Source organism: Pseudomonas sp. Sample_20 (assembly GCF_004307585.1).
Taxonomy (GTDB): domain Bacteria; phylum Pseudomonadota; class Gammaproteobacteria; order Pseudomonadales; family Pseudomonadaceae; genus Aquipseudomonas; species Aquipseudomonas atacamensis.
Window position 1 is genome coordinate 96521 of sequence record NZ_RCOA01000108.1, and the last position, 23782, is coordinate 120302.

Below are 23782 nucleotides of genomic sequence, written 5' to 3' on the forward strand. Positions count from 1 at the left end.
GCTGCGATCTTTGCTCTTCACGCCCGCAATAACATGTACCCCGCCACCACCAGACAGACACTGGCAAACCCCACCTGCAACGCCCGCGCCGGCACCTGCGCGCACAGCCTGCGACCGATGAGCATGCCAACGATGCTGGCGACAATGAACGCCGCGCCCTGGCTGTCGATACGCACCCCCGCATGAAACGCGCCGATCACCCCGATCGCGGAAATCAGACTGATCACCATCAACGACGTCGCAACGATGCCGCGCATCTGCACATCGGTCAGTTGCTTGAACGCCGGCACAATCAGAAAGCCGCCGCCGACGCCCAGTAAACCCGAAACCACGCCAGTAACCGCTCCCAGTGCAGCCAGGGTGGCGGTGCATTTGGCGGTCCAGTCGAAGCGCCCGGTCTGCTCGTTGAGCATGCAGTTTTTCTGCCCCCAACTGGCATGGCCGTGATCGCTCGGCCCCGCTTGCTGACGGTCCTTTCTGAACATTCGCCAGGCGACCAGGACCATCAGCAGGCTGAACAGAATCATCAGAATCTTTTCCGGCAACTGATGCGCGAAGTAGATCCCCAGCGGCGAAAACACCGCGCCCAATGCCGCGATCAACAGCGCTGCGCGGTAACGCACCAGACCATGGCGCAAACCATCGATCGCCCCGACCGCTGCCGCGCTGCCGACCGCAAACAAGGCTACCGGCGCCGCTTGCGTCATCGTCCAGCCGAGCCCGAGCACCAGCGCCGGCACCGCGAGAATCCCGCCGCCCGCGCCGGTCAGGCCGAGGACCAACCCCATCACCACGCCAAACAGACTTGCCAGCAACATAGGAGTTTTCTCAGTCGACTCTGGACAGACGCGTCAGCCATTCGCGGCCCTTGAGCATGCCGTGCCAGTAGAACCACGGCAGCAGCGTCGCTTTCAGCCACCATGCCGAACGGCGGGCCACGGTCGGGTCCAGCGGGAAAGTCGGCAGCAGTTTGCCGCCATAGCCGAACTCGGCGAGGATCACCTTGCCCTTCTCCACCGTCAGCGGGCACGAGCCGTAGCCGTCGTACTTGAGCGGCAGCGGCTGTTGTTTGCGCGCGGCCAGCAGGTTCTGCGCAACGACGACCACCTGCTTGCGCACCGCTGCGGCGGTTTTCGCGTTGCTGGTGCCGCAGATATCGCCCAGTGCGAACACCTCGGGATAGCGCGGATGCTGCAGGCTGTGCGGATCGACCTCGCACCAACCGCCGGCATCGGCCAGCGGACTCTGTGCGATGAAATCCGGCGCGACTTGTGGCGGCACGACGTGCAGCAGATCGAAAGTTTTCGCGACCCGGCTGACATTGCCATCGGCGTCCTTGACTTCAAACCACGCGGTTTTTGCCGGGCCGTCGACCTTGACCAGATTCGAGTTGAACGCCAGTTGCGCGTCGTACTGTTCGATGTACTTCATCAACGGCGGCACGAAGGTCGGCACGCCAAACAGCGCAGCGCCAGCGAGATTGAATTCGACATTGATGTCTTTCAGCACGGCGGATTTGCGCCAGTAATCGCAAGACAGATACAGGGCCTTCTGCGGTGCGCCGGCGCATTTGATCGGCATCGCTGGCTGGGTGAACAGCGCCCGGCCGTCGCGCAGTTTCTGCACTTGATCCCAGGTGTACTGGGCGTGTTGATAGCTGTAGTTGGAGGTGACGCCGTGCTGACCGAGGCTTTCCTGCAAACCTTCGATTTTCTCCCAGGCCAGGCGCAGGCCGGGGCAGACGATCAGGTTCTGATAGCTGACGGTGCGCTGGTCGTCGAGGGTGAGTTGGCGGCTTTGCGGGTCGATGGCGCTGACACTGGCCTGAATCCACGTCGCCTGACGCGGCATGACTTTGCTCATCGGCCTGACGGTGTCTTTCATATCAAACGCACCACCGCCGACCAGCGTCCACGCCGGTTGGTAGTAGTGCTGTGAACTCGGCTCGATCACGGTGATTTTGAGTTGCGGGTCACGCTTGAGCAGGCTGGCGACAAAACCGATGCCGGCCGTGCCGCCGCCGATGACCACGATGTCCGCACTGATGGATGGGCCCCAGTGTTGATCGTTCATTGCTTGTTCCTTTTGCTGCACGCAAGGATTTGTTCGGGTCAAACCAAAGAACCTGTGGGAGCGAGCCTGCTCGCGAAAGCGGTGGCTCAGTCAACTATTCGTCGGCTGACACGCCGCCTTCGCGAGCAGGCTCGCTCCCACAGGAGATGTTTGTGAGGGCTGGCATTTATGGCTGTTCCCAGCTCTTGAGTACCGCTCCGCAATACAGCCCCGACAGGGTCTTCATCACCTGGATCACTTCGTGACTGGCCAGGCCGTAGAAAATGTATTTGCCTTCGCGGCGGGTCGCGACCAGGCCTTCATCGCGCAAGATGCCCAGTTGTTGGGACAGCGTCGGCTGGCGTACGCCGGTCATTTTTTCCAGCTCGCCGACGTTGCGTTCGCCCTGGGTCAGTTGACAGAGGATCAACAGACGATCCTCATTGGCCAGGGCTTTGAGCAAGGCGCAGGCTTTGGACGCCGAGGCGCGCAGTTGGGCGACTTCACATTCGGTCAGACTGGATTGCATTTGCACGAGGCCTTGAAGGTCACTTAAGCTGCGAACATTATGTTTTTACATAAAGTGTTGCAACCCGAAATTCCCCAGCACAGGTTTTCGCCATGCCCGCCCTGATTGAAGCGTTCCTCGACCCTGCCTCCTCGACCTACAGCTACGTGGTCTATGAAGCCGACGGCGGCCAGTGCGCGATCGTCGACCCGGTGCTCGACTATGATGGCGCCGCCGGGCGCACCGGCACGGCGCAGGCGGACAAGATCATCGCTTTCGTGCGTGCGCATCGGCTGCAAGTGCAATGGCTGCTGGAAACCCACGCCCACGCCGATCACCTGTCTGCCGCGCCGTACCTGCGTCGTGAACTGGGCGGCAAGATCGCCATCGGCGAATCGATCAGCAAAGTGCAGAATGTGTTCAAGGCGCTGTTCAATCTGGAGCCGGAATTTTGCGTCGATGGCTCGCAGTTCGATCACCTGTTCGCGCCGAACGAGTCGTTCATGATCGGCAATCTCAAGGCCACCGCCCTGCACGTCCCCGGCCATACGCCAGCGGACATGGCGTACCTGATCGACGGCGAGCAGATCCTGGTGGGTGACACGCTGTTCATGCCCGATGTCGGCACCGCGCGCTGTGATTTCCCTGGCGGCAATGCGCAGCAATTGTTCAAGTCGATCCAGAAGCTGCTGGCGTTTCCGGCCAGCGTGAAGCTTTACGTCTGCCACGATTACCCGCCCGAGGGCCGCGCCTCGCAGTGCCAGACCACTGTCGGCGAACAGCGCAAAAGCAATATTCATGTGCATGACGGGATCGATGAAGCGGCGTTCGTGGAGATGCGCACGACACGTGACGCTGGGTTAGGCATGCCGACGTTGCTGCTGCCGGCGATTCAGGTGAACGTGCGGGCGGGGAATCTGCCGGCGCCTGAGGACAACGGCGTGGTTTACCTGAAGATCCCGCTCAACAAACTCTGACCGCGCTGATTCACGCGCGAAGCCAACTGATCGTTCCCACGCGCAGCAAAGGAATGCCGCCAGGGACGCTCCGCGTTCCGCCTCAAGAAGTGACGCAGAGCGTCACGGGATGCATTCCCACGCGGAGCGTGGGAACGATCGGCGAATGGAGCTGCCGTGGCTGCGATGTTTTGATCTTCACGTCCCCAACGTCAAACCGTTCGCAGGCAACGGCAACGCGGTCTTATAACGCACCTGCTTGAGCGCAAAGCTGGAGCGGATGTTCGCCACCCCCGGCACCTTGGTCAGAAAATCCATCATGAAGCGTTCCAGCGACTGAATGCTCGGCACCAGCACGCGGATCAGATAGTCCGGGTCGCCCGCCATCAGATAGCACTCCATCACCTCAGGCCGATCAGAAATCGCTTCCTCGAAATGCTGCAACGCCTCCTCTACCTGCTTTTCCAGACTGACGTGAATGAACACATTCACATGCAGCCCCAGCAGATCGGCATCCAGCAGCGTGACCTGCTCGCGAATCAGACCCAACTCTTCCATGGCCTTGACCCGGTTGAAGCATGGCGTCGGCGACAGGTTCACCGAACGGGCGAGGTCGGCGTTGGTGATGCGCGCGTTCTCCTGAAGGCTGTTGAGAATGCCGATGTCGGTACGGTCCAGTTTGCGCATGAGACAAAACCACCTGTTTTTTATGTTTATGCAGAATTTCTATCTGCAAATGGTCGCCAGCGCAACGAAACACAGAGAAATATTCTTCTTGGCCACGCCTATGATTGTTGTAGGACAAGATTTCCCCTACCCGGGAATGACTGCCAGCTCACTACAAGAAATTCACAAGATCGAGCGTAGAAGCCATGACCCAAGCGTATGAACCGCTGCGCCTGCACGTCCCTGAACCCTCGGGCCGTCCCGGCTGCAAAACCGATTTTTCCTACCTGCATCTGACCGATGCCGGTACGGTGCGCAAACCTCCTGTTGATGTAGAACCTGCCGATACCGCCGACCTCGCCCGTGGCCTGATTCGCGTGCTTGACGATCAGGGCAACGCCCTCGGCCCGTGGGCCGAAAACGTGCCGGTCGAGATCCTGCGCAAAGGCATGCGCGCGATGCTCAAGACGCGCATCTACGACAACCGCATGGTTGTCGCCCAGCGGCAGAAAAAGATGTCGTTCTACATGCAGAGCCTTGGCGAAGAAGCCATCGGCAGCGCCCAGGCGTTGGCGCTGAACATCGACGACATGTGCTTCCCGACCTATCGCCAGCAGAGCATCCTGATGGCCCGCGATGTGCCGCTGGTCGACCTGATCTGCCAACTGCTGTCCAACGAGCGCGATCCGCTCAAGGGCCGCCAGCTGCCGATCATGTACTCGGTCAAGGACGCCGGTTTCTTCACCATCTCCGGCAACCTCGCCACCCAATTCATTCAGGGCGTTGGCTGGGGCATGGCCTCGGCGATCAAGGGCGATACGAAAATCGCTTCGGCGTGGATCGGTGACGGTGCCACCGCCGAATCGGACTTCCACACCGCCCTCACCTTCGCCCACGTTTATCGCGCGCCGGTGATCCTCAATGTCGTGAATAACCAATGGGCAATTTCCACCTTCCAGGCCATCGCCGGCGGTGAAGCCACGACTTTCGCCGGACGCGGCGTCGGTTGCGGCATCGCCTCGCTGCGGGTCGACGGCAACGATTTCTACGCGGTCTACGCCGCTTCCGCTTGGGCTGCCGAACGCGCCCGGCGCAACCTCGGCCCGACCATGATCGAATGGGTCACCTACCGCGCCGGCCCGCACTCGACCTCCGACGACCCTTCGAAATACCGCCCTGCCGATGACTGGAGCCACTTCCCGCTCGGCGATCCGATCGCGCGTCTGAAACAGCACCTGATCAAGGTCGGTCACTGGTCAGAGGAAGAGCACGCCGCCGTCAGCGCCGAACTCGAAGCCGAAGTGATTGCCGCGCAGAAACAGGCCGAACAGTACGGCACCCTCGCCGGCGGGCAGATTCCGAGCGCCGCGACCATGTTCGAAGACGTCTACAAAGAGATGCCGGAGCACTTGAAGCGCCAGCGTCAGCAGTTGGGGATCTGACATGAACGATCACAACAACAATATTCAGTTGGAAACCGCCATGACCACGACCACCATGACCATGATCCAGGCCCTGCGCTCGGCCATGGATGTGATGCTTGAGCGTGATGACAACGTCGTCGTCTTCGGTCAGGACGTCGGCTACTTCGGCGGTGTGTTCCGCTGCACCGAAGGCCTGCAGACCAAGTACGGCACCTCGCGGGTGTTCGACGCACCGATTTCGGAAAGCGGCATCGTCGGTGTCGCCGTCGGCATGGGCGCCTACGGTTTGCGTCCGGTTGCCGAAATCCAGTTCGCCGACTACGTCTACCCCGCCTCCGACCAGATCATCTCCGAAGCGGCGCGCCTGCGTTATCGCTCGGCTGGCGAATTCACCGCACCGATGACCCTGCGCATGCCTTGCGGCGGCGGCATCTACGGCGGCCAGACCCACAGCCAGAGCATCGAGGCGATGTTCACTCAGGTCTGCGGTCTGCGCACGGTCATGCCGTCCAACCCCTACGACGCCAAAGGCCTGCTGATCGCCTCCATCGAAAACGATGACCCGGTGATCTTTCTTGAGCCGAAACGCCTGTACAACGGCCCGTTCGATGGCCATCACGACCGCCCGGTAACTCCGTGGTCGAAACACCCGCAAGCCCAGGTGCCGGACGGTTACTACACCGTGCCGCTGGACGTTGCCGCGATCACTCGCCCGGGCAAGGACGTGACCGTGCTGACCTACGGCACCACCGTATACGTCTCGCAAGTCGCTGCCGAAGAATCCGGTGTCGATGCCGAAGTCATCGACCTGCGCAGCCTGTGGCCGCTGGACCTGGAAACCATCGTCAAGTCGGTGAAGAAAACCGGCCGCTGCGTGGTGGTTCACGAAGCTACCCGCACCTGCGGTTTCGGCGCCGAGCTGGTATCGCTGGTGCAAGAGCATTGCTTCCATCACCTGGAAGCGCCGATCGAGCGCGTCACCGGTTGGGACACTCCCTACCCGCACGCGCAGGAGTGGGCGTATTTCCCAGGGCCGTCCCGCGTGGGCGCGGCGTTGAAACGGGTCATGGAGGTCTGAATGGGCACGCACGTTATCAAGATGCCGGACATCGGCGAAGGCATCGCAGAAGTAGAACTGTCGCAGTGGCACGTCAAGGTTGGCGATCTGGTGGTTGAAGACCAGGTGCTGGCGGATGTGATGACCGACAAGGCGATGGTCGATATTCCGTCGCCGGTGCATGGCAAGGTGATTGCCCTTGGTGGTCAGCCGGGTGAAGTGATGGCGGTCGGCAGTGTGCTGATCAGCATCGAAGTCGAAGGGGCTGGCAACCTTAAAGAGTCCGCCGCACCCGCGGCTGTCAAAGAAGCACCGGTTGCGCCGAAAGTTGAAGCCGCTGTCGAAAGCAAACCCGCCGCAGCCGCCGCACCACGTCCGGCGACCGTTTGCCAGGGTCCGATGGTTGCTCGCGAAGCGGATGAACGCCCGCTCGCATCGCCGGCCGTGCGCAAACATGCGCTGGATCTGGGCATTCAATTGCGTCTGGTGCGCGGCAGCGGCCCGGCCGGTCGCGTGTTGCATGAGGATCTTGAGGCCTATCTGGCGCAAGGTCAGTCGAACGCTTCGGCGCCGGCCGCTGCCGCTTATGCCCAGCGCCACGACGAAGAACAGATTCAAGTGATCGGCATGCGCCGCAAGATCGCCCAGCGCATGCAGGACGCCACTCAGCGTGCCGCGCACTTCAGTTATGTGGAAGAAATCGACGTCACCGCGATCGAAGAACTGCGTGCGCATCTGAATGAAAAGCATGGCGCCAGCCGTGGCAAGTTGACCTTGCTGCCGTTCCTCGTTCGCGCGCTGGTGGTGGCCCTGCGCGACTTCCCGCAGATGAACGCCCGTTACGACGACGAAGCGCAAGTCATCACCCGCCTCGGTGCGGTGCATGTCGGCGTCGCCACGCAAAGCGATGTCGGCCTGATGGTGCCCGTGGTGCGTCACGCCGAAGCGCGCAGCCTGTGGGACAGCGCCGCGGAAATTTCGCGTTTGGCCAACGCCGCGCGCAATGGCAAGGCCAGCCGCGATGAGCTGTCCGGTTCGACCATTACTCTGACCAGCCTCGGTGCGCTGGGCGGCATTGTCAGCACGCCGGTGCTGAACCTGCCGGAAGTGGCCATTGTCGGCGTGAACAAAATCGTCGAGCGGCCAATGGTGGTCAAAGGCCAGGTGGTGATCCGCAAGATGATGAACCTCTCCAGCTCCTTCGATCACCGCGTGGTCGACGGCATGGATGCGGCGCTTTTCATTCAGGCCATCCGTGGCTTGCTCGAACAACCCGCTACCTTGTTTGTGGAGTAATGGAATGCAGACTTTGAACACCACGCTGCTGATTATCGGCGGCGGCCCCGGCGGTTACGTCACGGCGATCCGCGCCGGGCAATTGGGTATTCCGACCATTTTGGTCGAAGGCCAATCGTTGGGCGGTACCTGCCTGAATATCGGCTGCATTCCGTCGAAAGCGCTGATTCATGTGGCTGAGCAGTTTCATCAGACGCAGCATCACAGCCAGCATTCGGCGTTGGGCATCAGCGTTGCCGCGCCGACCCTGGATATCAGCAAAAGCGTCGAGTGGAAGGACGGCATCGTTGATCGCCTGACCACTGGCGTCGCCGCGCTGTTGAAGAAAAACAAGATTCAGGTCATCAACGGCTGGGCGAAAATCATCGACGGCAAAACCGTGGAAGTCGGCGAAACGCGCATCCAGTGCGAACATCTGGTGCTGGCCACCGGTTCGACCAGCGTCAACCTGCCGATCCTGCCGATTGGCGGGCCGATTATCTCCTCCACCGAAGCGCTGGCGCCAACATCTGTGCCGAAACGTCTGGTGGTGGTCGGCGGTGGTTACATCGGCCTGGAGCTGGGCATCGCCTATCGCAAGCTCGGCGCCGAAGTCAGCGTGGTCGAGGCGCAGGACCGCATCCTGCCGGCTTACGACGCAGAACTGACGCAACCGGTGCATGAAGCGCTGAAGCAGCTGGGCGTGAAACTGTACCTCAAGCACAGCGTGCTCGGTTTCGACGGCACGTTGCAGGTGCGCGATCCTGAAGGCGAAACCCTCAATCTGGAAACCGATCAGGTACTGGTCGCGGTCGGACGCAAACCCAATACGCAGGGCTTCAATCTCGAAGCGTTGAATCTGGACATGAATGGTTCGGCGATCAGGATCGACAGCGGTTGCCAGACCAGCATGCGCAACGTCTACGCCATTGGCGACGTGAGCGGCGAACCGATGCTGGCCCACCGCGCCATGGCTCAGGGCGAAATGGTTGCCGAGCTGATCAGTGGCAAGCGCCGCGAATTCAACCCGACCGCCATCGCCGCCGTGTGCTTTACCGACCCGGAACTGGTGGTGGTCGGCAAAACTCCGGACGAGGCCAAGGCTGCCGGACTGGACTGCATCGTTGCAAGCTTCCCGTTCGCCGCCAACGGCCGCGCAATGACCCTGGAATCGAAAAGCGGCTTCGTCCGCGTGGTCGCACGTCGCGACAATCATTTGATTGTTGGCTGGCAAGCGGTGGGGGTCGGTGTCTCCGAATTGTCGACGGCTTTTGCGCAGAGCCTGGAAATGGGCGCGAGACTGGAAGACATCGGCGGCACCATTCATGCCCACCCCACCTTGGGCGAAGCGGTGCAGGAAGCGGCGTTGCGGGCGCTGGGGCATGCGCTGCACCTGTAAATCCGTCAAATTGATCGTTCCCACGCTCCGCGTGGGAATGCAGCCCGGGACGCTCTGCGTCCCAACAGCCGAACGCGGAGCGTCCGATGAGGCATTCCCACGCAGAGCGTGGGAACGATCAGTCGAGGGAACGATCAGCGGAGCGAATTCCGGCTGCGAAACCGCTCAAGAATGAAGTATTGTTGTGCCCATCCAAAAAAACGTCAGAAGCCTTGAACCGTTTCGGCGGTTGTTCAGTGATAGAGGGTGTCATGGGTAACGAAAGCATCAATTGGGACAAGCTGGGTTTTGACTACATCAAGACCGACAAGCGCTATCTGTCGTACTTCCGCGATGGCGAGTGGGACAAAGGCACCCTGACCGAAGATAACGTCCTGCACATCAGCGAAGGCTCCACCGCCCTTCACTATGGTCAGCAGTGCTTCGAAGGCATGAAGGCCTATCGCTGCAAGGACGGCTCGATCAACCTGTTCCGCCCGGACCAGAACGCCCTGCGCATGCAACGCAGCTGCGCGCGTCTGCTGATGCCGACGGTCGATACCGAGCAGTTCATCGAAGCCTGCAAAGCCGTGGTCCGCGCCAACGAGCGTTTCATCCCGCCTTACGGCACTGGCGGCGCGCTGTACCTGCGCCCGTTCGTGATCGGCGTCGGTGACAACATCGGCGTACGCACCGCGCCCGAATTCATTTTCTCGATTTTCTGCATCCCGGTCGGCGCCTACTTCAAGGGTGGCCTGACCCCGCACAACTTCCAGATCTCCAGCTACGACCGCGCGGCCCCGCAAGGCACCGGTGCGGCCAAGGTCGGTGGCAACTACGCCGCCAGCCTGATGCCGGGCTCGAAAGCCAAGAAAGCCAACTTCGCCGACGCGATCTACCTCGATCCGATGACCCACACCAAGATCGAGGAAGTCGGTTCGGCCAACTTCTTCGGGATCACCCACGACAACAAGTTCGTCACCCCGAACTCGCCATCGGTTCTGCCAGGCATCACCCGCCTGTCGCTGATCGAACTGGCCAAATCGCGTCTGGGCCTGGAAGTGGTTGAAGGCGACGTGCTGATCGACAAGCTGTCGGACTTCAAGGAAGCCGGTGCCTGCGGTACCGCTGCGGTGATCACGCCGATTGGCGGCATCAGCTACAACGACCACCTGCATGTGTTCCATAGCGAAACCGAGGTAGGCCCGGTAACCCAGCAGCTCTACAAAGAGCTGACTGGCGTGCAGACCGGCGACATCGAAGCGCCAGCGGGCTGGATCGTCAAGGTTTGATCTGACGACCGCTGATGCTCAAAAGCCCTCCACCGAGCGATTGGTGGGGGGCTTTTTTGTAGGGCTGGGCTCTGGTGTCGTATTGAAGAACGTCACCCCCTCACCCCAGCCCTCCCGAAACGTCGGACCGCCCCCAAGGGGGCGAGGGGGAAAGGGAGCCGACTTGTGCGCTTTTCAAAAATCGCGTTCGCCTCGGCCATTCAGGTCGATGGAGTTCGCAAGAACACCTCGGTCGGCTCCCTCTCCCTCCGGGAGAGGGCTGGGGTGAGGGTAGGCTTTTCGCTCTTCAAGGCAATCCGTTTACCAAGTCGATCAGCAATCCCGCTCGCCTGCCCATTCTGTTGCTTGCCCATCCGCGCCTGGGTGATCAATCCCGGTATCAACTCACCCTCCGGCAGATTCTTCCAGAACCGCACCGGCAGATGCCCTTGCATGACCTTCGGGTTCAACCGCGCCGGGTTGAAGATGTGGCTGTAGTAGGTCAACCACAAATCGCCGTGGGGATCGTCGACGTTCTGCGCCAGTTGCTGCCATTCAATCGGGCACTGCCGCTCGTGAATCAATTGCTCACCGTCGTAATAAACGCCGTCACGCGGTGTGGCGATCAACCAGCGATGCTGGCCCATGCGCCCGATGAAATGCTCGCTGGCGCTGTGCAGGATGTCATGGGCCGGTTCGTGCCACGCCACGTATTGTGGACCAGGCAGATCCTTGGGCCGCTCGATGAAACGCACGAATGCATGCAGATGATGGGCCTCGCGGCTGACCTGCTTGATGCGGCGCTGCAACTCGCTGCCGAGTTTGTCGCCGGCCATCATCGCCGTGCGGTCGCCGTGACTGACCCGCCAGAGCACTTCATACAACAGGCTCCAGCGCTGTTCGCCGCGATAGCGCGCCGCTTGTTCGAGGGTGGCAAGCAGCGCACGGGGAATACGCGCCTGAAACGGCCCCTGCCCTTCGGGCATGTGATCATCACTGGCAAACAGATCGCCAACGCCTTCCGCCGCCCAGCTCACCAGACTCGGATCGATCTCATGGCTGAGCAACCAGCGCGCCTGCTGGCGCCAGGTGTCGAACAGATCGTCACAATCGAGACTGATCATCCCCACAACCCCATCTGCTGCGGCATCGGCCGGTCGCGCAATTGCTGGTAGAGCATGTGGCTGGTGACTTCCGCCTGTTGCGGGTGGTAATCGCTGGTGATGATGAACGGCTTGGCCTTGGCCAGCACACAGCGCATCCGCGCGACGTCTTCGTAACGGATGCGGCGCTGACGGCGCAGCTCGACCAGGCGCTCGGTGGTGCGCAAGCCGATGCCCGGGATGCGTGCGATCAACGTCGCGTCGGCACGATTGAGGTCCAGCGGGAACACTTCGCGATTTTCCAGCGCCCAGGCCAGCTTCGGGTCGATATCGAGCGCCAGATTGCCCGGGCCTTTGAGCAATTCGTCAGCGCTGTAGCCGTAGCTGCGCAGGAGGAAATCAGCCTGATACAAACGGTGCTCGCGCATCAGCGGTGGCGCGGCGAGCGGCACGCTTTTCGGGCTGTCGGGGATCGGACTGAATGCCGAGTAATAGACCCGGCGCAAACGGAAGTTGCCATACAGGGATTGAGCGCTGTGGAGGATGGTGCTGTCATCGGTGTCATCGGCACCGACGATCAGTTGCGTGCTCTGCCCGGCCGGGGCGAATTTTGCCGAGCGCGGTTCGTTCAATACCGTCTGCACGCCGGTGTAGATGGTGTTCATCGCTTGCTTGATCGAGGTGATGTCCTTCTCCGGCGCCAGTGTCTGCAGGCTGGCGTCGGTGGGCAGTTCGATGTTGACGCTGAGGCGGTCGGCGTAACGCCCAGCCTCCTCGATCAAGGTCGGATCGGCTTCCGGAATGGTCTTCAAATGGATGTAGCCGCGAAATTCGTGCTCTTCACGGAGCAGCTTCGCCACGCGCACCAGTTGCTCCATGGTGTAGTCCGCCGAGCGAATGATCCCGGAACTGAGAAACAGGCCGCTGACGCAGTTGCGGCGGTAGAAATCAATGGTCAGCGTCACGACTTCTTCCGGGGTGAAGCGCGCACGTGGCACATCGCTGGAACGGCGGTTGACGCAGTACTGGCAATCGTAAAGACAGAAGTTGGTCAGCAGGATTTTCAGCAACGACACACAGCGCCCGTCCGGCGTGTAGCTGTGGCAAATGCCCATGCCGTCCGTCGAACCGAGCCCGCTCTTGCCCTCGGAGCTGCGCTTGGGCGCACCACTGCTGGCGCAGGAGGCGTCGTACTTGGCGGCGTCGGCGAGGATGCTGAGCTTGTCGATGATTTGCATGGCGCGGGCTCTTTACTGTGTGCATATACAGTATAGGCTCGCCCGCCGCGAAACAAGTTGATGGATGACCCCTCGTCGGCTGATCACCTGAATTGCCATCACCCGCGCAACCAGTGGGAACGAGCCTGCTCGCGAACAGGCCCTGCCAGTCACCGCAACACAGTGATCAAACCGCCCACTGCAATATCAACCAACTGTTCGCCCCGCTGATCAACACAAACAGCCCCCAGGCCAGCACCCGCGTGGGCCAGCGATTGACGAACGGCCCCATCAACTGCCGGTCGTTGGTCATGCGAATCAGCGGGTACAAAGCAAACGGCAGTTGCAGGCTGAGCACTACCTGGCTCAACACCAGCAGCTTGCCGATAGCGCCATCACCGAGCAGCCATACGCCGATGAACGCCGGAATCAGCGCCAGCCCGCGGGTGATCAAACGCCGCTGCCAGCACGGGATGCGCAGGTTCAGATAGCCTTCCATGATGACCTGCCCGGCGATGGTCCCGGTGAAGGTCGAACTCTGCCCCGACGCGAGCAGCGCCACGCCGAACAACACACTGGCCAGCGCACCGCCCACCAGCGGATCGAGCAGATGATAAGCGTCCTGAATGTCGACCACATCGGTGTGCCCGGACTGGTGAAACGCCGCCGCCGCGAGGATCAGGATCGCCGCGTTGACCAGCAGCGCCAGGGCCAGCGAACCGATGGTGTCGATGCGTGCCAGTTTCACCGCGTCCTGTTTGCTCGCCAGGTCCTTGCCGATCATCCGCGTTTGCACGATCGAGGTGTGTAGATAAAGGTTGTGCGGCATGACGGTGGCGCCGAGGATGCCGATGGCCAGATACAGCGGCGCCGCATCGCTGATCGCGGACAGCGAGGGTTTAAAGCCCAGCGCCACGTCTGGCCAGTACGGTTTGATCAACAACAATTCGACGAAAAAACACACACCGATGGTCGCGACCAGCACCAGCATGATCGCGTCGAGCCGGCGGAACCCCCGGTTCTGCAGGGCCAGCACCAGCAACGTGTCGAACGCCGTCAGAGCGATACCGAAGGTCAGCGAGCAACCGAGCAGCAAGTGAAACGCGAGAGCGCAGCCAAGCACTTCGGCGAGGTCGGTGGCGATGATCGAGATTTCCGCCAGCAGCCATTGCAGGCGCGCGGTCGGCGTGCTGTAGCGCTCGCGGGACAACTGCGCCAGATCGCGACCAGTGGCGATGCCCAGCCGCGAGCACAGACATTGCACGACCATGCCGGCCAGGCTCGCCAGCAGCACCACGAACAACAGGCTGTAGCCAAAACGCGAACCGGCCTCGATCGCGGTCGCCCAGTTGCCCGGATCCATGTAGCCGATCGACACCAGCAAACCGGGACCGGCGAAACGCAGCACACGTTTGAAGAACGAGGCAGTCGGATCAACCGCAACACTGCCGGCCACTTCCGGCGGGCAAAACGGCGCGGTGGCGATTTTGGGCAAACTGAATTTCACGCACACATCCAGAAACAAAAACGGGAGCCCGGCAGCTTAGTCGTTTCGCCTGATGCCTTGAAGCTCAAAGATCACTGAACCTATGGGTTCACCCCCAGCAACTGCTCGCGCAACTCGGGACTGCGTGTTCGCGGATCCAGCCAGATATCGAAAAACGCCTTGGCAAACTGCGGATCCTCGATCTCATGCTGGAGCTTCTGCCCGACAAAAAACCGCGCGCCCTGCCCCGGCAGATACACGCCGGTAATCCGCGTGCCGGCCTGGACGTCGACAAAGGATTGCTGCATCTGCGCCTGCCAGCCGGCCAATTGCGCTGAAGTGACCCGGGGACCGGCCAGGCGTTTGATCTCATCGACGCTGGTGCTGACCAGATCGTCTCGCGAGATGTTGCGCCGGTAGATCAGCTCCAGAGCAAACGGCTGGCCGTCCGCCAGAGGCCGCGCGGCACTCCACAACCGCGCGCTGTAAACATCGAAGCCGAACACGCTGAAATCGCCACTGCCGATGATTTGCGCCCCTGGCACAGCGTCCTGCCAATTGGCCCACGTCGGCGTCAGCAACAGTGCCCACAAGCCGATGCCACAACAGCCACGTACGAGCTTGGGTGTTCTGTTCATCGCCGTATCGTCTCCGCTGCATTGTGATGATCAAAGCATAGCCGGATTCGCGCCTGAATTTTTGTATACAAAAATTGCGAACATAGGCAGCAATCTTTAATCGGCAGTGCTAACGTGGCTCATCCTGACCCGATGGAGACACCCGCGTGCTGATCCTCAAACTGCTGCTGATTCCCGGTTTTCTCCTGCTGATTTCCCTGGCAGGCAAACGTTGGGGGCCGAGCGTGGCCGGGTGGCTGTCAGGATTGCCGGTAGTGGTCGGGCCGATTCTGTTCTTTCTGGCGATTGACCAAGGGCCGCAGTTTGCCGCGCAATCGGCGGTGGCGGCGCTGTCGGCAATGTTCGCGATGATCGCTTTCTGCATCACTTATGCGCAGGTGGCGCAGCGGGCGAACTGGCCGTGGGCGTTGACCATTTCACTGGTGGTGTGGGCCGCGCTGGCGACGGTGTTGTCGGTGATTCCGGCGTCCTTGCCGTTCTCTATGATTGCGGCAGCGGTAGCACTGCTCGCTTCGCCTTATCTGTTCCCCGAAGTGCAGCCGGTGTTGAACGGGCCAGCACCGAAGTCGGACAAACTGATCTGGCGGATGATCGCCGGTGCGGCGCTGACGCTGGTGGTGACGATGCTCGCCAGCACCGTCGGCGAACGCTGGAGCGGCCTGCTCGCGGTGTTCCCGGTGCTTGGCAGCGTCATGGCGGTATTCTCGCAACAAACCCGCGGCCCGGCGTTTACCGCTGCGTTATTGCGCGCAACGGCAACCGGCATGTATTCGTTCTCGGCGTTCTGCCTGGTGTCGGCCCTGACGCTGCCAAGCATGGGCCTCAGCGGTTTTGTCGTAGGCGTGGCAGTGTCGGTGGCAATGCTCGGGGTGACCCGGCGTCTGCTGGCGCGGCCATTGGCCAAGGCGCAAGCGCAATAACCGCCCGGACGAATCGCGCTGGAACGGCCGGCACGCTCCGTGGGATGATCGCCCGCCTCGCGCGACCATTTCCCGGAGATTTCAGATGTCATTGTTGAGCAAAAAAGCCGTCGTCCTGATGCTGGCGGCCATCGCCGGTTTCGCCGCGATCAACGCACACGCCGCCAAGGAAAAGGTCAAAACCGAGAGGGTTACGCTGCTCGACGGCAAATTCGCCTTCGTCCTGCCCAAAGGCTTTGTCGCTGACCCGCTGCCCGCCAGCCCGAGCGGGGCCAAGGGCACGATGTACACCAACCAGACCACCAAGACCGTGGTCATCGCCGCCGAAAACCAGATCCCGGCTGGGCAGAACGTCAAGGACAACGACGGTGAGTTTCTCGACGGCAGCGTGTCGAGTTTCATCGACGATCAGCGCAAGGCTCTGCCGGACTTCAACAAACTCAGCGAGAAAAGCCTGACCCAGAAAGGCACCGGCCTCGGACTGCGTCAGGTTGACAGCACCGCCACCCAGGGCGGTGGCCAGACGCTGAACACCACATTGCTGGCCGGCTCGGGGACGAAGATGGCGTTGGTGCAGGTGATTTCCCGCGCCAGCGACAAAAAAGGTCACGATGCCCTGGTCAAAGCCATCGTCAAGGATTGAGCCGCTGCAACCAGCCATTCAGGTCACGCAACTCGGCAGCACTGATGCTGTGGCCAACGCCCGGATACGCGTGAAACTCGGGCTGGTAATCGAGCTTGTGCAATAGCGCGTTGGCCTCGGTGCCGTGACGGTAAGGCACCGGATCATCAGCGGTGCCGTGGCCGATAAAAATGCTCAGCGGCAGTGGCGCTTGCCCGGGCTTGAGTTCGGCTTTGAGCACCGGCAACAAGCGCCCGCTCAACGCGGCAAACCCGCCCACGACCACCGGCGGGCGCAGGCCCACTTCGTAGCTCATCATCGCGCCCTGGCTGAAGCCGATCAGGTACACCTTGTCCGGCGTGGCGTGATATTTCTTCGCCGCCTGGGCGATAAAGTCGCGCAGCTTCTGGCCGCTGGCCTTCAGATCATCGGTTTCGCCGTTGTAGGCGCCTTCACCCTTCTTGCGAAACCACTGGAAACGTCCTTCACCCAACGTCATCGGTGCCCGCACCGATAGGTAGTTGTACTGCGGCGGCAGCTGAAATTTCATGCCGATCAGATCGGCCTCGTTACTGCCGTAACCGTGCAGGAAAATCACCAGCGGACGTGGTTCGGCGTCGGCATGGACCTGTTCGAGGTATTTGAGCGGCAGGTCGGATTGCAGGGTGGTTTGCGCGTGGACGGCGGTGGATGCGAGCAGGGTCAGCAGGGCGAACAATTTCAGCATTGCAGCGTTCCTTCACAGAGTGTCGGGTTCGCGGGGGAGCCTAACATTCTCGGCTGAGGATCCAAATTTTGTGGCGTGGCTGATGGCCCTTTCGCGAGCAGGCTCGCTCCCACCGTTGAAATGCGTTCCCCCTGTGGGAGCGAGCCTGCTCGCGAAGAGGCCCGCACCTTCACCGCAACCTGTCAGTCGTTCGTCAGCTTGCCGGTACGAAACGGCACTCGCCCCGCCACTTTCGCCTGCCAGATCCCCGGCTCGGTATAACGCCCGCGATCAATCGCAAACAGCACCCCGCTGGTGCCGGCGCGCACGATGGTCACGCGATCCTGCAACGGATCAACCACTTCGAACAGCGCATCGCCCTGCTCTACCCACTCGCCGGCATTGCGCAAGAAACTGACCACGCCGTGGTGCGGGGCGAACAGGTATTCGGTGCCTTCGAACGGCAGACCTTCACAACATTCGTTCGGCGCCGCCGGCCAGTCGCCGCTGATGAAACCCTGCTCGGCGAGAAAGCCCAGAATCGCTTCGCAATTGGCCTGAGCCTGATCGACGCGGGTGTCGCCCATGCTGCCCAGCTCCAGCGTCGTCGCCAGATTCGCCGCCGGAATCGCCGCGTTCGGGAATGCTTTGGCCAGACGCAGCCACGGCGTCGAGCAGGATTCATCGAATGAGCTGCCGCCGGAGTCCTCGCAGAGCAATGCCACACCCGCCTTCAGCCGCGCCGCCAGCGATTGCCATTGCGGCCAGTGTTGCGGCAGCGCGTAGAGGTGAATCGCAGCGTCGAAGTCGCAGTGCAGATCAAGGGTGATGTCGGCGTCGCAGGCGTGGCGCAGCAACAAGCGGTGCAAGGCTTCCAATTGCGAGGCTGGCGCTGGCAATTCCTCGAAGACCTGAGCCATGGCCTGGCGGATCAGGGCGACGTTGGCCTCGGCATCCGCGCCCAGACGCTCGCCAACCAGCGCTGCGACCGGGGCGCTGAGTTCGACGAATGCGCGGTTGAAATTCTTGCCGCTGCCCAGTTCGAAGCGGCCCATGTGATTGCCTTGCAGATGCTGATCCAGGCCGATCGGATTCGCCACCGGCACCAGCTCGATAACGCCCTGCAAACGGCCCTGCCGTTCCAGTTCGTTCAAGCGCAGCTTGAGTTCCCACGCTGTACGCATGCCCGGCAGTTCATCGGCGTGCAGGCTGGCCTGGATATACACCTTGCGGCTGCCGGCGCCGTAGCGGAACACGCTGAGGGAGCGCTCGCTGCCCAAATGGCTCCAGGGCAGAACGTGGTCGATGCGTTGCATGAAAAACTCCTGATTAGCTGGATTACGCAAATCCTTGTGGGAGCGAGCCTGCTCGCGAATGCGTCAGGTCAGACGATGACGATGTCGAATGTCAGACCGCTTTCGCGAGCAGGCTCGCTCCCACAGATAATTCCCATCAATAAAAGAACATAAAAAAAGTGGCCACCGCGCAAACGGGGCCACTTTTTTTTCACGGCGTATTAATGGCCGTATACGTCAAAGTCGAAGTACTTGTCCTGGACTTTCTTGTACTCGCCATTGGCGCGGATTTCGGTGATGGCTTTGTTGAACTGCTCGGCCAGTGCGGTATCGCCCTTGCGCACCGCGATGCCAGCGCCGCCGCCGAAGTACTTGGCGTCTTCGTAGGTCGGGCCGACGAATTCGAAGCCTTTGCCGGCGTCGGTTTTCAGGAAACCGTCGCTGAGGTTGACCGAGTCAGCGAGCATCGCGTCGATACGCCCGGACACCATGTCGAGGTTGGCTTCCTGCTGCGAGCCGTAGCGCGTCAGTTCGATCCCGGCCGGAACCAGCACTTCGGTCGCGTAACGGTCGTGAGTACTGGCGCGCAGCACGCCGACTTTCTTGCCCTTGAGTTCGGTCAGCGGGTCTTTCACGCCCGAGCCTTCCTTCATCACGAAACGTGCCGGGGTGTGGTAGTACTTGATAGTGAAATCGACGTTTTTCTTGCGATCGTCAGTGATGGTCATCGACGACAGGATCGCGTCGATCTTCTTCACTTTCAGCGCCGGGATCAGGCCATCGAACTCTTGCTCGACCCACGTGCATTTAACCTTCATCTGCGCGCACAGTGCGTCACCGATGTCCACGTCAAAACCAGTGAGTTTGCCGTCAGGGGTTTTCATCGAGAATGGCGGGTACCCGGCTTCGATACCGATGCGGATCGGCTTGGCGTCTTCGGCCACGGCGGTCAGGGACAACATCGACAGTGCCAGGGCACCGAACATCACTAGCTTTTTCATTTATTACTCCCGTGCGGAGGCTTTTATTGGCAGCTTTCGAGTCAGCGTTCGGTCATGGCTTTCTAACGGCAAAAACCGACGTGGCCGGCAGTCTATGGCGGCGCGCACGGAGGCAATTGTCTTTAAGCGACAATTACTTACAGAACATCGGCGCACGCATTGACGAGGGTCAACGCGTGCGCCGTGGTGGTGCGAAGGCTGTAGGACACTGCCCTTTTCAGGTCATAAATATGCGTTTTTTTGTTTGGGACTCTCTATGTCCCGACACGAGATGCGGAGAGCCCATGGCGGCGAGATCGAAGCGTCAGCAGGCGCAGCTGATCGCGGTGTTGGCTGCTGAAACCGGGTTCAATTCGAAACCCTCATCGAGCCATCCGGTGACACCGCCGATCATCTCCTTGACCGGATAGCCCAATGCAGCCAGCTTCACCGCCGCCTTGTTCGCGCCGTTGCAATGCGGCCCGGCGCAATAGACCACGAACAAAGTGTGTTTCGGGTAATCGGCCAAGCGCTCCGCCGTGAGCAAGCGGGTCGGGATATTGATCGCGCCGGGCACATGGCCGCGCTCGAACGCCAATGGGCCGCGCACATCCACCAGAACAAAATCGACCTCCCCGGCCTCGTGGCTACTGAACACGTCGGAACAATCGGTTTCGAAGGTCAGACGATTGCTGAAATGCATCAGGGCAATCGCCGAAGGGGCGGCGGGAATTTCGCGAACCAGGCTGGTCATGCTGTGTTGCTCCTTTGTCTGTGGGGGATGAACAGACTTTATCGAGACGGCGCTTGCCGCTACAGTGGCGCGCAAGACACCGACCGGGAGATTTCCGCCAAATGCCCACTCAGCCCAATCTGGTTGCCATTCTGGCCTACGATGGCCTCTGCACATTCGAGTTCGGCATTGCCGTCGAGATCTTCGGCCTGGCCCGGCCAGAGTTCGACTTCCCTTGGTACGAACACGTGATTGCCGCGGTCGATAAAGGCCCGATGCGCGCCATGGGCGGGATTCAGGTGCTGGCCGATGGCGGCCTGGAACTGCTCGCCGCAGCGCGCACCATCGTCATTCCGGGCTGGCGCGACCGCAACGCCCCGGTACCGCCTGCGCTGATCGACGCGTTGCGTCAGGCCCATGACCGAGGCGCGCGTTTGCTGTCGATCTGCTCGGGCGTGTTCGTCCTCGCCGCCAGCGGCCTGCTCGACGGCCACCGCGCCACCACGCACTGGCGCTACACCGGTGAACTGGCGCAACGCTTCCCGGCAATCGAGGTCGATCCGGACGTGCTCTACGTCGACGCCGGTCAGCTGATCACCTCCGCCGGCAGCGCCGCCGGCATCGACGCCTGCCTGCACCTGGTAACCCGCGACTTCGGCACGCAGGTCGCCAACGCCGTCGCGCGGCGCCTGGTCATGTCGCCACAACGCACCGGCGGCCAGGCCCAATTCATCCCCACCCCGGTCAGCCCGACACCCCGCAGCGACCTGTCGCGCGTCATGCAATGGGCCCGCGAACGCCTGCACGAACCACTGGAAGTCCGCGATCTGGCCAGTGAAGCGGCGATGAGCGAGCGCACCTTTCTACGGCGTTTCACCGAAGCCAGCGGGCAAACGCCCAAGGCCTGGCTGCAACATGAACGCCTGGCGCGAGCGCGGGAGCTGCTCGAGAGCACCCATCAACACACCGAGCAGATCGCCCAACGCTGCGGCTATCGCTCGGTGGAGAGTTTTCGTGTGGCGTTTCGCAGCGTGGTGGGCGTACCGCCGTCGGTTTATCGGGAGCGGTTTGGGCGGTCGGGTAAGGCGATTTGTTGACCTGTCTGGTCATGGATTTGATCTTTTTGCAGTTGTAACAACTGCAACACTTTCAGACGCGTCCTACATCCATCACTCCTTCGTTGCTTTAGCGTCCGCTTCGTTTTTAAACAGCGGACAAGGACGCTCATGGCTCGCAAGAAAGACATCCCCCGGGTCCAGAACCCGCCAGAGGGAGACGGACACCACATCACCAGCCGCTACATGACTGCCAGCGAACTTGCTGCGCGCGAGGCCGCACAAGGCGCTTATGAAGACATTCTGGCTCGGCAGCAGGCCCACGAAGATCGACTTGGCCACCAGGTCATACATGAACAGCAAAATATAAGCGGCTGTGTTTTCGTGAAAAGTTGCAAGCTGCCGAACGGCGTCATCAATGATGCCAATCCATCTGGATTTATACCGGTTGGGAAAATTTCGGATTATGGAACGCTGTCCTTGCTAGCGGGGCATGAACGCGACTCGGCCGGGAATATCGCACTCAAGACAATTGGCGCGACCAGTTTGCAAGCGTCGATCGGAGCTTTTGCTCTCGGCAGCTCTGGCAGTCTGAGCACCAGCACTGCCGCCGCAAGTACCACAAGCCTGGCCACCGGCGGTGTCGTCGCAGGCGGGTTGCTTGGGTTGGTTGCGCTGCTGTGGCCATCGAGTCTCGCCGATAGTGCTCTCTACACAGAAGAGCAACTACAGTCGCTCGAGACAGCTCGGACTCGGGTTCGATTGCATGTGGAACAGCAGCCCGATGGGACGTTGAAAGGATACGGATACAACACTCAAACGCGCAGCGACTGGGAAATGATTCCAGTCGTGCAGTTCGTCAAGCAAGGCGCCTCCCACGTCGCAGATTTTGGGAATGGGTCAACCCTACTCTGGACTCCCTCTGTAGACTCATCACGCGGATCGGCAATTCCGCCGTTGGAGGGTGCGCCGCAGGTTCCACACATCTGGATATACCCGCCGACCGAGCAGGCGGACAAAATCATCGTCAATCCGGTTTACCCGCCTGAATACCAGGACTTTATTCTGGTCTTTCCGGCGGACTCTGGAGTACAGCCTCTATACGTTGTGCTTTCAAGACCTACTCTTGGCGGTGACATCAAATATCACCGGCCTCCCGTAACTCTCCCAGCATTCCCGGATACCTATCCCGTCAAATCCAAAAGCAGTGTTCAAGGTGGTGGCGGTAAGCGCAGCAGATGGAAAGACAAGAAAGGTCGAATCTACGAATGGGATAGCAAAACAGGGGCTATAGAACTCTATAACAAGCAAGGCAAACATCTAGGTGAGTTTAATCACGAAACGGGCGAGCAAATCGATCCTGCCGATCCCGAGCGATGGACTCCAAAGTGAAGAGGAATAAAAATATGTATTTATGGATTAGTGGTTTTTTACCAGACGAAAGCGAGGACGATACGCTGAAATTCGAGCTGTCGGTCCACTCGAAATCTGAGCGTCCGATATTGGCCGTAATGGGCTGGCCAGAACTCAGTCTAAGTCCCGACGGAGAATGGCTGCTGACTGCGGACCAAACTCAACGAATCAGCGAAATACTTGGAGAGCAATTGCCGAAGGAGCTGGACTTATTCATCGGCGTCAGGGGCTAGCGTCGACGATGAGCCTCATCTATCAAGATTCATCTATTTCCCGCGACGTGGCGATGAGACTTATTGCAAGTGGTGTCGCCGAAAATATGGCAGCAGGATTAGTATCCATCGGTATGAGCGAGGAAGACCCAATGTGGGCCCAGTCTTTCTGCCTCCAATATCTCTCCAGCGAAACCGAAGCGATCGCTGCCTCTGCCATCACCGCCCTGGGCCATATCGCTCGTCGACATGGAAGACTGGATACCGAAACCGTTTTGCCGGCGCTCGAAAACGTAAGGCGTCGGATGCCCTCGTTGCAGGGCGTCATTGAGGACACGATTGACGATATAGAGATGTTCACCTGAGCATCCGAAGTTGCAAGCGTCTGGATGAGGGTTGCTTCATTCAGACGCACGTCAGACCTCAATCCTCCCGCGTCAAAACCTCCAGCAACTCAATCTCAAACACCAGATTCGAATTCGGCGGGATCTTGCCCATGGTCCGTTCGCCGTATCCCAGATGCGCCGGTACCAGCAATTTGCGTTTGCCGCCGACCTGCATGCCCATCAGGCCCTGATCCCAGCCTTTGATCACCCGGCCAGTGCCGATCACGCACTGAAACGGTTTGCCCCGGCTCCAGGACGAATCGAATTCAGTGCCGTCTTCCAGCCAGCCGGTGTATTGGGTGGTGATCAGCGCGCCTTTCACCGCGGCTTTGCCGTCGCCCGGTTGCAGGTCGATGATTTGCAGTTCGTCTGTCATGTCGTTGGCTCTTGAGATGTTCGCAGGCGGCGTTTTTCGCAGAATCCGGCGTC

The 23782-nt window shown here is 60.7% G+C and carries 24 protein-coding genes and 1 pseudogene; 12 read left to right on the forward strand and 13 right to left on the reverse strand.

The annotated features are described in order from the left end of the window. Positions 1 to 17: 17 nt before the first annotated feature. The 3 genes from D8U70_RS21850 to D8U70_RS21865 form a co-directional block, all read right to left on the reverse strand. Positions 18 to 818, reverse strand: coding sequence for a sulfite exporter TauE/SafE family protein (locus D8U70_RS21850; protein ID WP_130929704.1), 801 nt, complete (start codon positions 816 to 818; stop codon positions 18 to 20). A 10-nt stretch (positions 819 to 828) separates the two neighbouring features. Next, the gene (locus tag D8U70_RS21855) at positions 829 to 2073 is read right to left on the reverse strand and encodes an FAD/NAD(P)-binding oxidoreductase (protein ID WP_130929705.1); all 1245 of its coding nucleotides are present in this window, start codon (positions 2071 to 2073) and stop codon (positions 829 to 831) included. A gap of 166 nt (positions 2074 to 2239) precedes the next feature. Beyond that, positions 2240 to 2581, reverse strand: coding sequence for a metalloregulator ArsR/SmtB family transcription factor (locus tag D8U70_RS21865; protein WP_016775194.1), 342 nt, complete (start codon positions 2579 to 2581; stop codon positions 2240 to 2242). Positions 2582 to 2673: 92 nt separating this feature from the next. On the opposite strand from D8U70_RS21865, the gene D8U70_RS21870 reads away from it, so the two are divergent. Then, entirely contained in the window at positions 2674 to 3537 is an 864-nt protein-coding gene (locus tag D8U70_RS21870) for an MBL fold metallo-hydrolase (protein ID WP_016775195.1), read from the forward strand. Positions 3538 to 3714: 177 nt separating this feature from the next. Here the strand turns inward: D8U70_RS21870 and bkdR are convergent, their stop codons facing one another. Further along, the gene (bkdR, locus tag D8U70_RS21880) at positions 3715 to 4203 is read right to left on the reverse strand and encodes a Bkd operon transcriptional regulator BkdR (protein ID WP_039762201.1); all 489 of its coding nucleotides are present in this window, start codon (positions 4201 to 4203) and stop codon (positions 3715 to 3717) included. Positions 4204 to 4388: 185 nt separating this feature from the next. Between bkdR and D8U70_RS21885 the strand changes: the two genes are divergently transcribed. The 5 genes from D8U70_RS21885 (at position 4389) to D8U70_RS21905 (ending at position 10608) form a co-directional block, all read left to right on the forward strand. Next, positions 4389 to 5624 carry a 3-methyl-2-oxobutanoate dehydrogenase (2-methylpropanoyl-transferring) subunit alpha gene (locus tag D8U70_RS21885; RefSeq protein WP_071172847.1) on the forward strand — a complete coding sequence of 412 codons (1236 nt, stop codon included), beginning with the start codon at positions 4389 to 4391 and terminating at the stop codon, positions 5622 to 5624. Position 5625: 1 nt separating this feature from the next. Next, on the forward strand, positions 5626 to 6684 hold the full coding sequence (locus tag D8U70_RS21890; RefSeq protein ID WP_003224000.1) for an alpha-ketoacid dehydrogenase subunit beta: 1059 nt from the start codon (positions 5626 to 5628) through the stop codon (positions 6682 to 6684). Continuing rightward, the gene (locus D8U70_RS21895) at positions 6685 to 7959 is read left to right on the forward strand and encodes a dihydrolipoamide acetyltransferase family protein (RefSeq protein ID WP_130929706.1); all 1275 of its coding nucleotides are present in this window, start codon (positions 6685 to 6687) and stop codon (positions 7957 to 7959) included. A gap of 4 nt (positions 7960 to 7963) precedes the next feature. Continuing rightward, complete coding sequence (gene lpdA / locus D8U70_RS21900; protein WP_130929707.1) at positions 7964 to 9337, forward strand: dihydrolipoyl dehydrogenase; 1374 nt, start codon at positions 7964 to 7966, stop codon at positions 9335 to 9337. Positions 9338 to 9588: 251 nt separating this feature from the next. Continuing rightward, positions 9589 to 10608: a branched-chain amino acid aminotransferase gene (locus tag D8U70_RS21905; RefSeq protein ID WP_016775201.1), complete on the forward strand. Its 1020-nt coding sequence runs from the start codon at positions 9589 to 9591 to the stop codon at positions 10606 to 10608. A 284-nt stretch (positions 10609 to 10892) separates the two neighbouring features. Here D8U70_RS21905 and D8U70_RS21910 read toward each other — a convergent pair. The 4 genes and pseudogenes from D8U70_RS21910 to D8U70_RS21925 form a co-directional block, all read right to left on the reverse strand. Further along, positions 10893 to 11711, reverse strand: a pseudogene (locus tag D8U70_RS21910) (TIGR03915 family putative DNA repair protein); the annotation flags it as partial. Continuing rightward, complete coding sequence (locus D8U70_RS21915; protein ID WP_130929708.1) at positions 11708 to 12928, reverse strand: putative DNA modification/repair radical SAM protein; 1221 nt, start codon at positions 12926 to 12928, stop codon at positions 11708 to 11710. The pseudogene D8U70_RS21910 and the gene D8U70_RS21915, both read right to left, overlap by 4 nt. 166 nt (positions 12929 to 13094) lie before the next feature. Further along, positions 13095 to 14414, reverse strand: coding sequence for an Nramp family divalent metal transporter (locus D8U70_RS21920; protein WP_130929709.1), 1320 nt, complete (start codon positions 14412 to 14414; stop codon positions 13095 to 13097). Positions 14415 to 14494: 80 nt separating this feature from the next. Next, positions 14495 to 15031, reverse strand: a complete 537-nt coding sequence (locus D8U70_RS21925; protein ID WP_024013354.1) for a chalcone isomerase family protein — start codon at positions 15029 to 15031, stop codon at positions 14495 to 14497. Between the two features lie 146 nt (positions 15032 to 15177). On the opposite strand from D8U70_RS21925, the gene D8U70_RS21930 reads away from it, so the two are divergent. Together D8U70_RS21930 and D8U70_RS21935 are read left to right on the forward strand one after the other, a co-directional pair. Further along, positions 15178 to 15951: a hypothetical protein gene (locus D8U70_RS21930; protein ID WP_122508030.1), complete on the forward strand. Its 774-nt coding sequence runs from the start codon at positions 15178 to 15180 to the stop codon at positions 15949 to 15951. An 85-nt stretch (positions 15952 to 16036) separates the two neighbouring features. Beyond that, entirely contained in the window at positions 16037 to 16594 is a 558-nt protein-coding gene (locus D8U70_RS21935; protein WP_122508031.1) for a hypothetical protein, read from the forward strand. Here D8U70_RS21935 and D8U70_RS21940 read toward each other — a convergent pair. From D8U70_RS21940 to D8U70_RS21960, 4 genes are all read right to left on the reverse strand, one after another. After that, on the reverse strand, positions 16584 to 17300 hold the full coding sequence (locus tag D8U70_RS21940; RefSeq protein ID WP_122508032.1) for a dienelactone hydrolase family protein: 717 nt from the start codon (positions 17298 to 17300) through the stop codon (positions 16584 to 16586). The two genes, D8U70_RS21935 and D8U70_RS21940, sit on opposite strands and share 11 nt — an antisense overlap. A 182-nt stretch (positions 17301 to 17482) precedes the next feature. After that, positions 17483 to 18595, reverse strand: coding sequence for a succinylglutamate desuccinylase/aspartoacylase family protein (locus D8U70_RS21950; RefSeq protein ID WP_130929710.1), 1113 nt, complete (start codon positions 18593 to 18595; stop codon positions 17483 to 17485). A 200-nt stretch (positions 18596 to 18795) separates the two neighbouring features. Beyond that, positions 18796 to 19575, reverse strand: a complete 780-nt coding sequence (locus tag D8U70_RS21955; RefSeq protein ID WP_071172858.1) for an ABC transporter substrate-binding protein — start codon at positions 19573 to 19575, stop codon at positions 18796 to 18798. A 304-nt stretch (positions 19576 to 19879) separates the two neighbouring features. After that, entirely contained in the window at positions 19880 to 20308 is a 429-nt protein-coding gene (locus D8U70_RS21960; RefSeq protein WP_122508034.1) for a rhodanese-like domain-containing protein, read from the reverse strand. 101 nt (positions 20309 to 20409) lie between these two features. On the opposite strand from D8U70_RS21960, the gene ftrA reads away from it, so the two are divergent. From ftrA to D8U70_RS21980, 4 genes are all read left to right on the forward strand, one after another. After that, on the forward strand, positions 20410 to 21384 hold the full coding sequence (gene ftrA / locus D8U70_RS21965; protein WP_130929711.1) for a transcriptional regulator FtrA: 975 nt from the start codon (positions 20410 to 20412) through the stop codon (positions 21382 to 21384). A gap of 129 nt (positions 21385 to 21513) precedes the next feature. Further along, complete coding sequence (locus D8U70_RS21970) at positions 21514 to 22734, forward strand: colicin E3/pyocin S6 family cytotoxin (protein ID WP_122703837.1); 1221 nt, start codon at positions 21514 to 21516, stop codon at positions 22732 to 22734. 14 nt (positions 22735 to 22748) lie between these two features. Beyond that, positions 22749 to 22988, forward strand: a complete 240-nt coding sequence (locus D8U70_RS21975; protein WP_073471254.1) for a pyocin S6 family toxin immunity protein — start codon at positions 22749 to 22751, stop codon at positions 22986 to 22988. An 8-nt stretch (positions 22989 to 22996) separates the two neighbouring features. Next, positions 22997 to 23332, forward strand: a complete 336-nt coding sequence (locus tag D8U70_RS21980; protein WP_073471255.1) for a hypothetical protein — start codon at positions 22997 to 22999, stop codon at positions 23330 to 23332. Between the two features lie 58 nt (positions 23333 to 23390). On the opposite strand, the gene D8U70_RS21985 is transcribed toward D8U70_RS21980, so the two are convergent. Then, a complete protein-coding gene (locus D8U70_RS21985) occupies positions 23391 to 23729 on the reverse strand; it encodes an FKBP-type peptidyl-prolyl cis-trans isomerase (RefSeq protein ID WP_041477007.1) in 339 nt (112 codons plus the stop codon). Between the last annotated feature and the right edge of the window lie 53 nt (positions 23730 to 23782).

Excerpts from the sequence above, each read along its gene's own strand:
- lpdA (WP_130929707.1), top strand. The coding sequence starts at position 7,964 with ATGCAGACTTTGAACACCACGCTGCTGATTATCGGCGGCGGCCCCGGC.
- D8U70_RS21870 (WP_016775195.1), top strand. The coding sequence starts at position 2,674 with ATGCCCGCCCTGATTGAAGCGTTCCTCGACCCTGCCTCCTCGACCTAC.
- D8U70_RS21885 (WP_071172847.1), top strand. The coding sequence starts at position 4,389 with ATGACCCAAGCGTATGAACCGCTGCGCCTGCACGTCCCTGAACCCTCG.
- D8U70_RS21980 (WP_073471255.1), top strand. The coding sequence starts at position 22,997 with ATGAGCCTCATCTATCAAGATTCATCTATTTCCCGCGACGTGGCGATG.
- D8U70_RS21955 (WP_071172858.1), bottom strand. The coding sequence starts at position 19,575 with ATGAAAAAGCTAGTGATGTTCGGTGCCCTGGCACTGTCGATGTTGTCC.
- bkdR (WP_039762201.1), bottom strand. The coding sequence starts at position 4,203 with ATGCGCAAACTGGACCGTACCGACATCGGCATTCTCAACAGCCTTCAG.
- D8U70_RS21855 (WP_130929705.1), bottom strand. The coding sequence starts at position 2,073 with ATGAACGATCAACACTGGGGCCCATCCATCAGTGCGGACATCGTGGTC.
- D8U70_RS21950 (WP_130929710.1), bottom strand. The coding sequence starts at position 18,595 with ATGCAACGCATCGACCACGTTCTGCCCTGGAGCCATTTGGGCAGCGAG.
- D8U70_RS21865 (WP_016775194.1), bottom strand. The coding sequence starts at position 2,581 with ATGCAATCCAGTCTGACCGAATGTGAAGTCGCCCAACTGCGCGCCTCG.
- D8U70_RS21975 (WP_073471254.1), top strand. The coding sequence starts at position 22,749 with ATGTATTTATGGATTAGTGGTTTTTTACCAGACGAAAGCGAGGACGAT.
- D8U70_RS21905 (WP_016775201.1), top strand. The coding sequence starts at position 9,589 with ATGGGTAACGAAAGCATCAATTGGGACAAGCTGGGTTTTGACTACATC.
- D8U70_RS21890 (WP_003224000.1), top strand. The coding sequence starts at position 5,626 with ATGAACGATCACAACAACAATATTCAGTTGGAAACCGCCATGACCACG.
- ftrA (WP_130929711.1), top strand. The coding sequence starts at position 20,410 with ATGCCCACTCAGCCCAATCTGGTTGCCATTCTGGCCTACGATGGCCTC.
- D8U70_RS21985 (WP_041477007.1), bottom strand. The coding sequence starts at position 23,729 with ATGACAGACGAACTGCAAATCATCGACCTGCAACCGGGCGACGGCAAA.
- D8U70_RS21940 (WP_122508032.1), bottom strand. The coding sequence starts at position 17,300 with ATGCTGAAATTGTTCGCCCTGCTGACCCTGCTCGCATCCACCGCCGTC.
- D8U70_RS21925 (WP_024013354.1), bottom strand. The coding sequence starts at position 15,031 with ATGAACAGAACACCCAAGCTCGTACGTGGCTGTTGTGGCATCGGCTTG.
- D8U70_RS21915 (WP_130929708.1), bottom strand. The coding sequence starts at position 12,928 with ATGCAAATCATCGACAAGCTCAGCATCCTCGCCGACGCCGCCAAGTAC.
- D8U70_RS21935 (WP_122508031.1), top strand. The coding sequence starts at position 16,037 with ATGTCATTGTTGAGCAAAAAAGCCGTCGTCCTGATGCTGGCGGCCATC.
- D8U70_RS21850 (WP_130929704.1), bottom strand. The coding sequence starts at position 818 with ATGTTGCTGGCAAGTCTGTTTGGCGTGGTGATGGGGTTGGTCCTCGGC.
- D8U70_RS21970 (WP_122703837.1), top strand. The coding sequence starts at position 21,514 with ATGGCTCGCAAGAAAGACATCCCCCGGGTCCAGAACCCGCCAGAGGGA.
- D8U70_RS21960 (WP_122508034.1), bottom strand. The coding sequence starts at position 20,308 with ATGACCAGCCTGGTTCGCGAAATTCCCGCCGCCCCTTCGGCGATTGCC.
- D8U70_RS21895 (WP_130929706.1), top strand. The coding sequence starts at position 6,685 with ATGGGCACGCACGTTATCAAGATGCCGGACATCGGCGAAGGCATCGCA.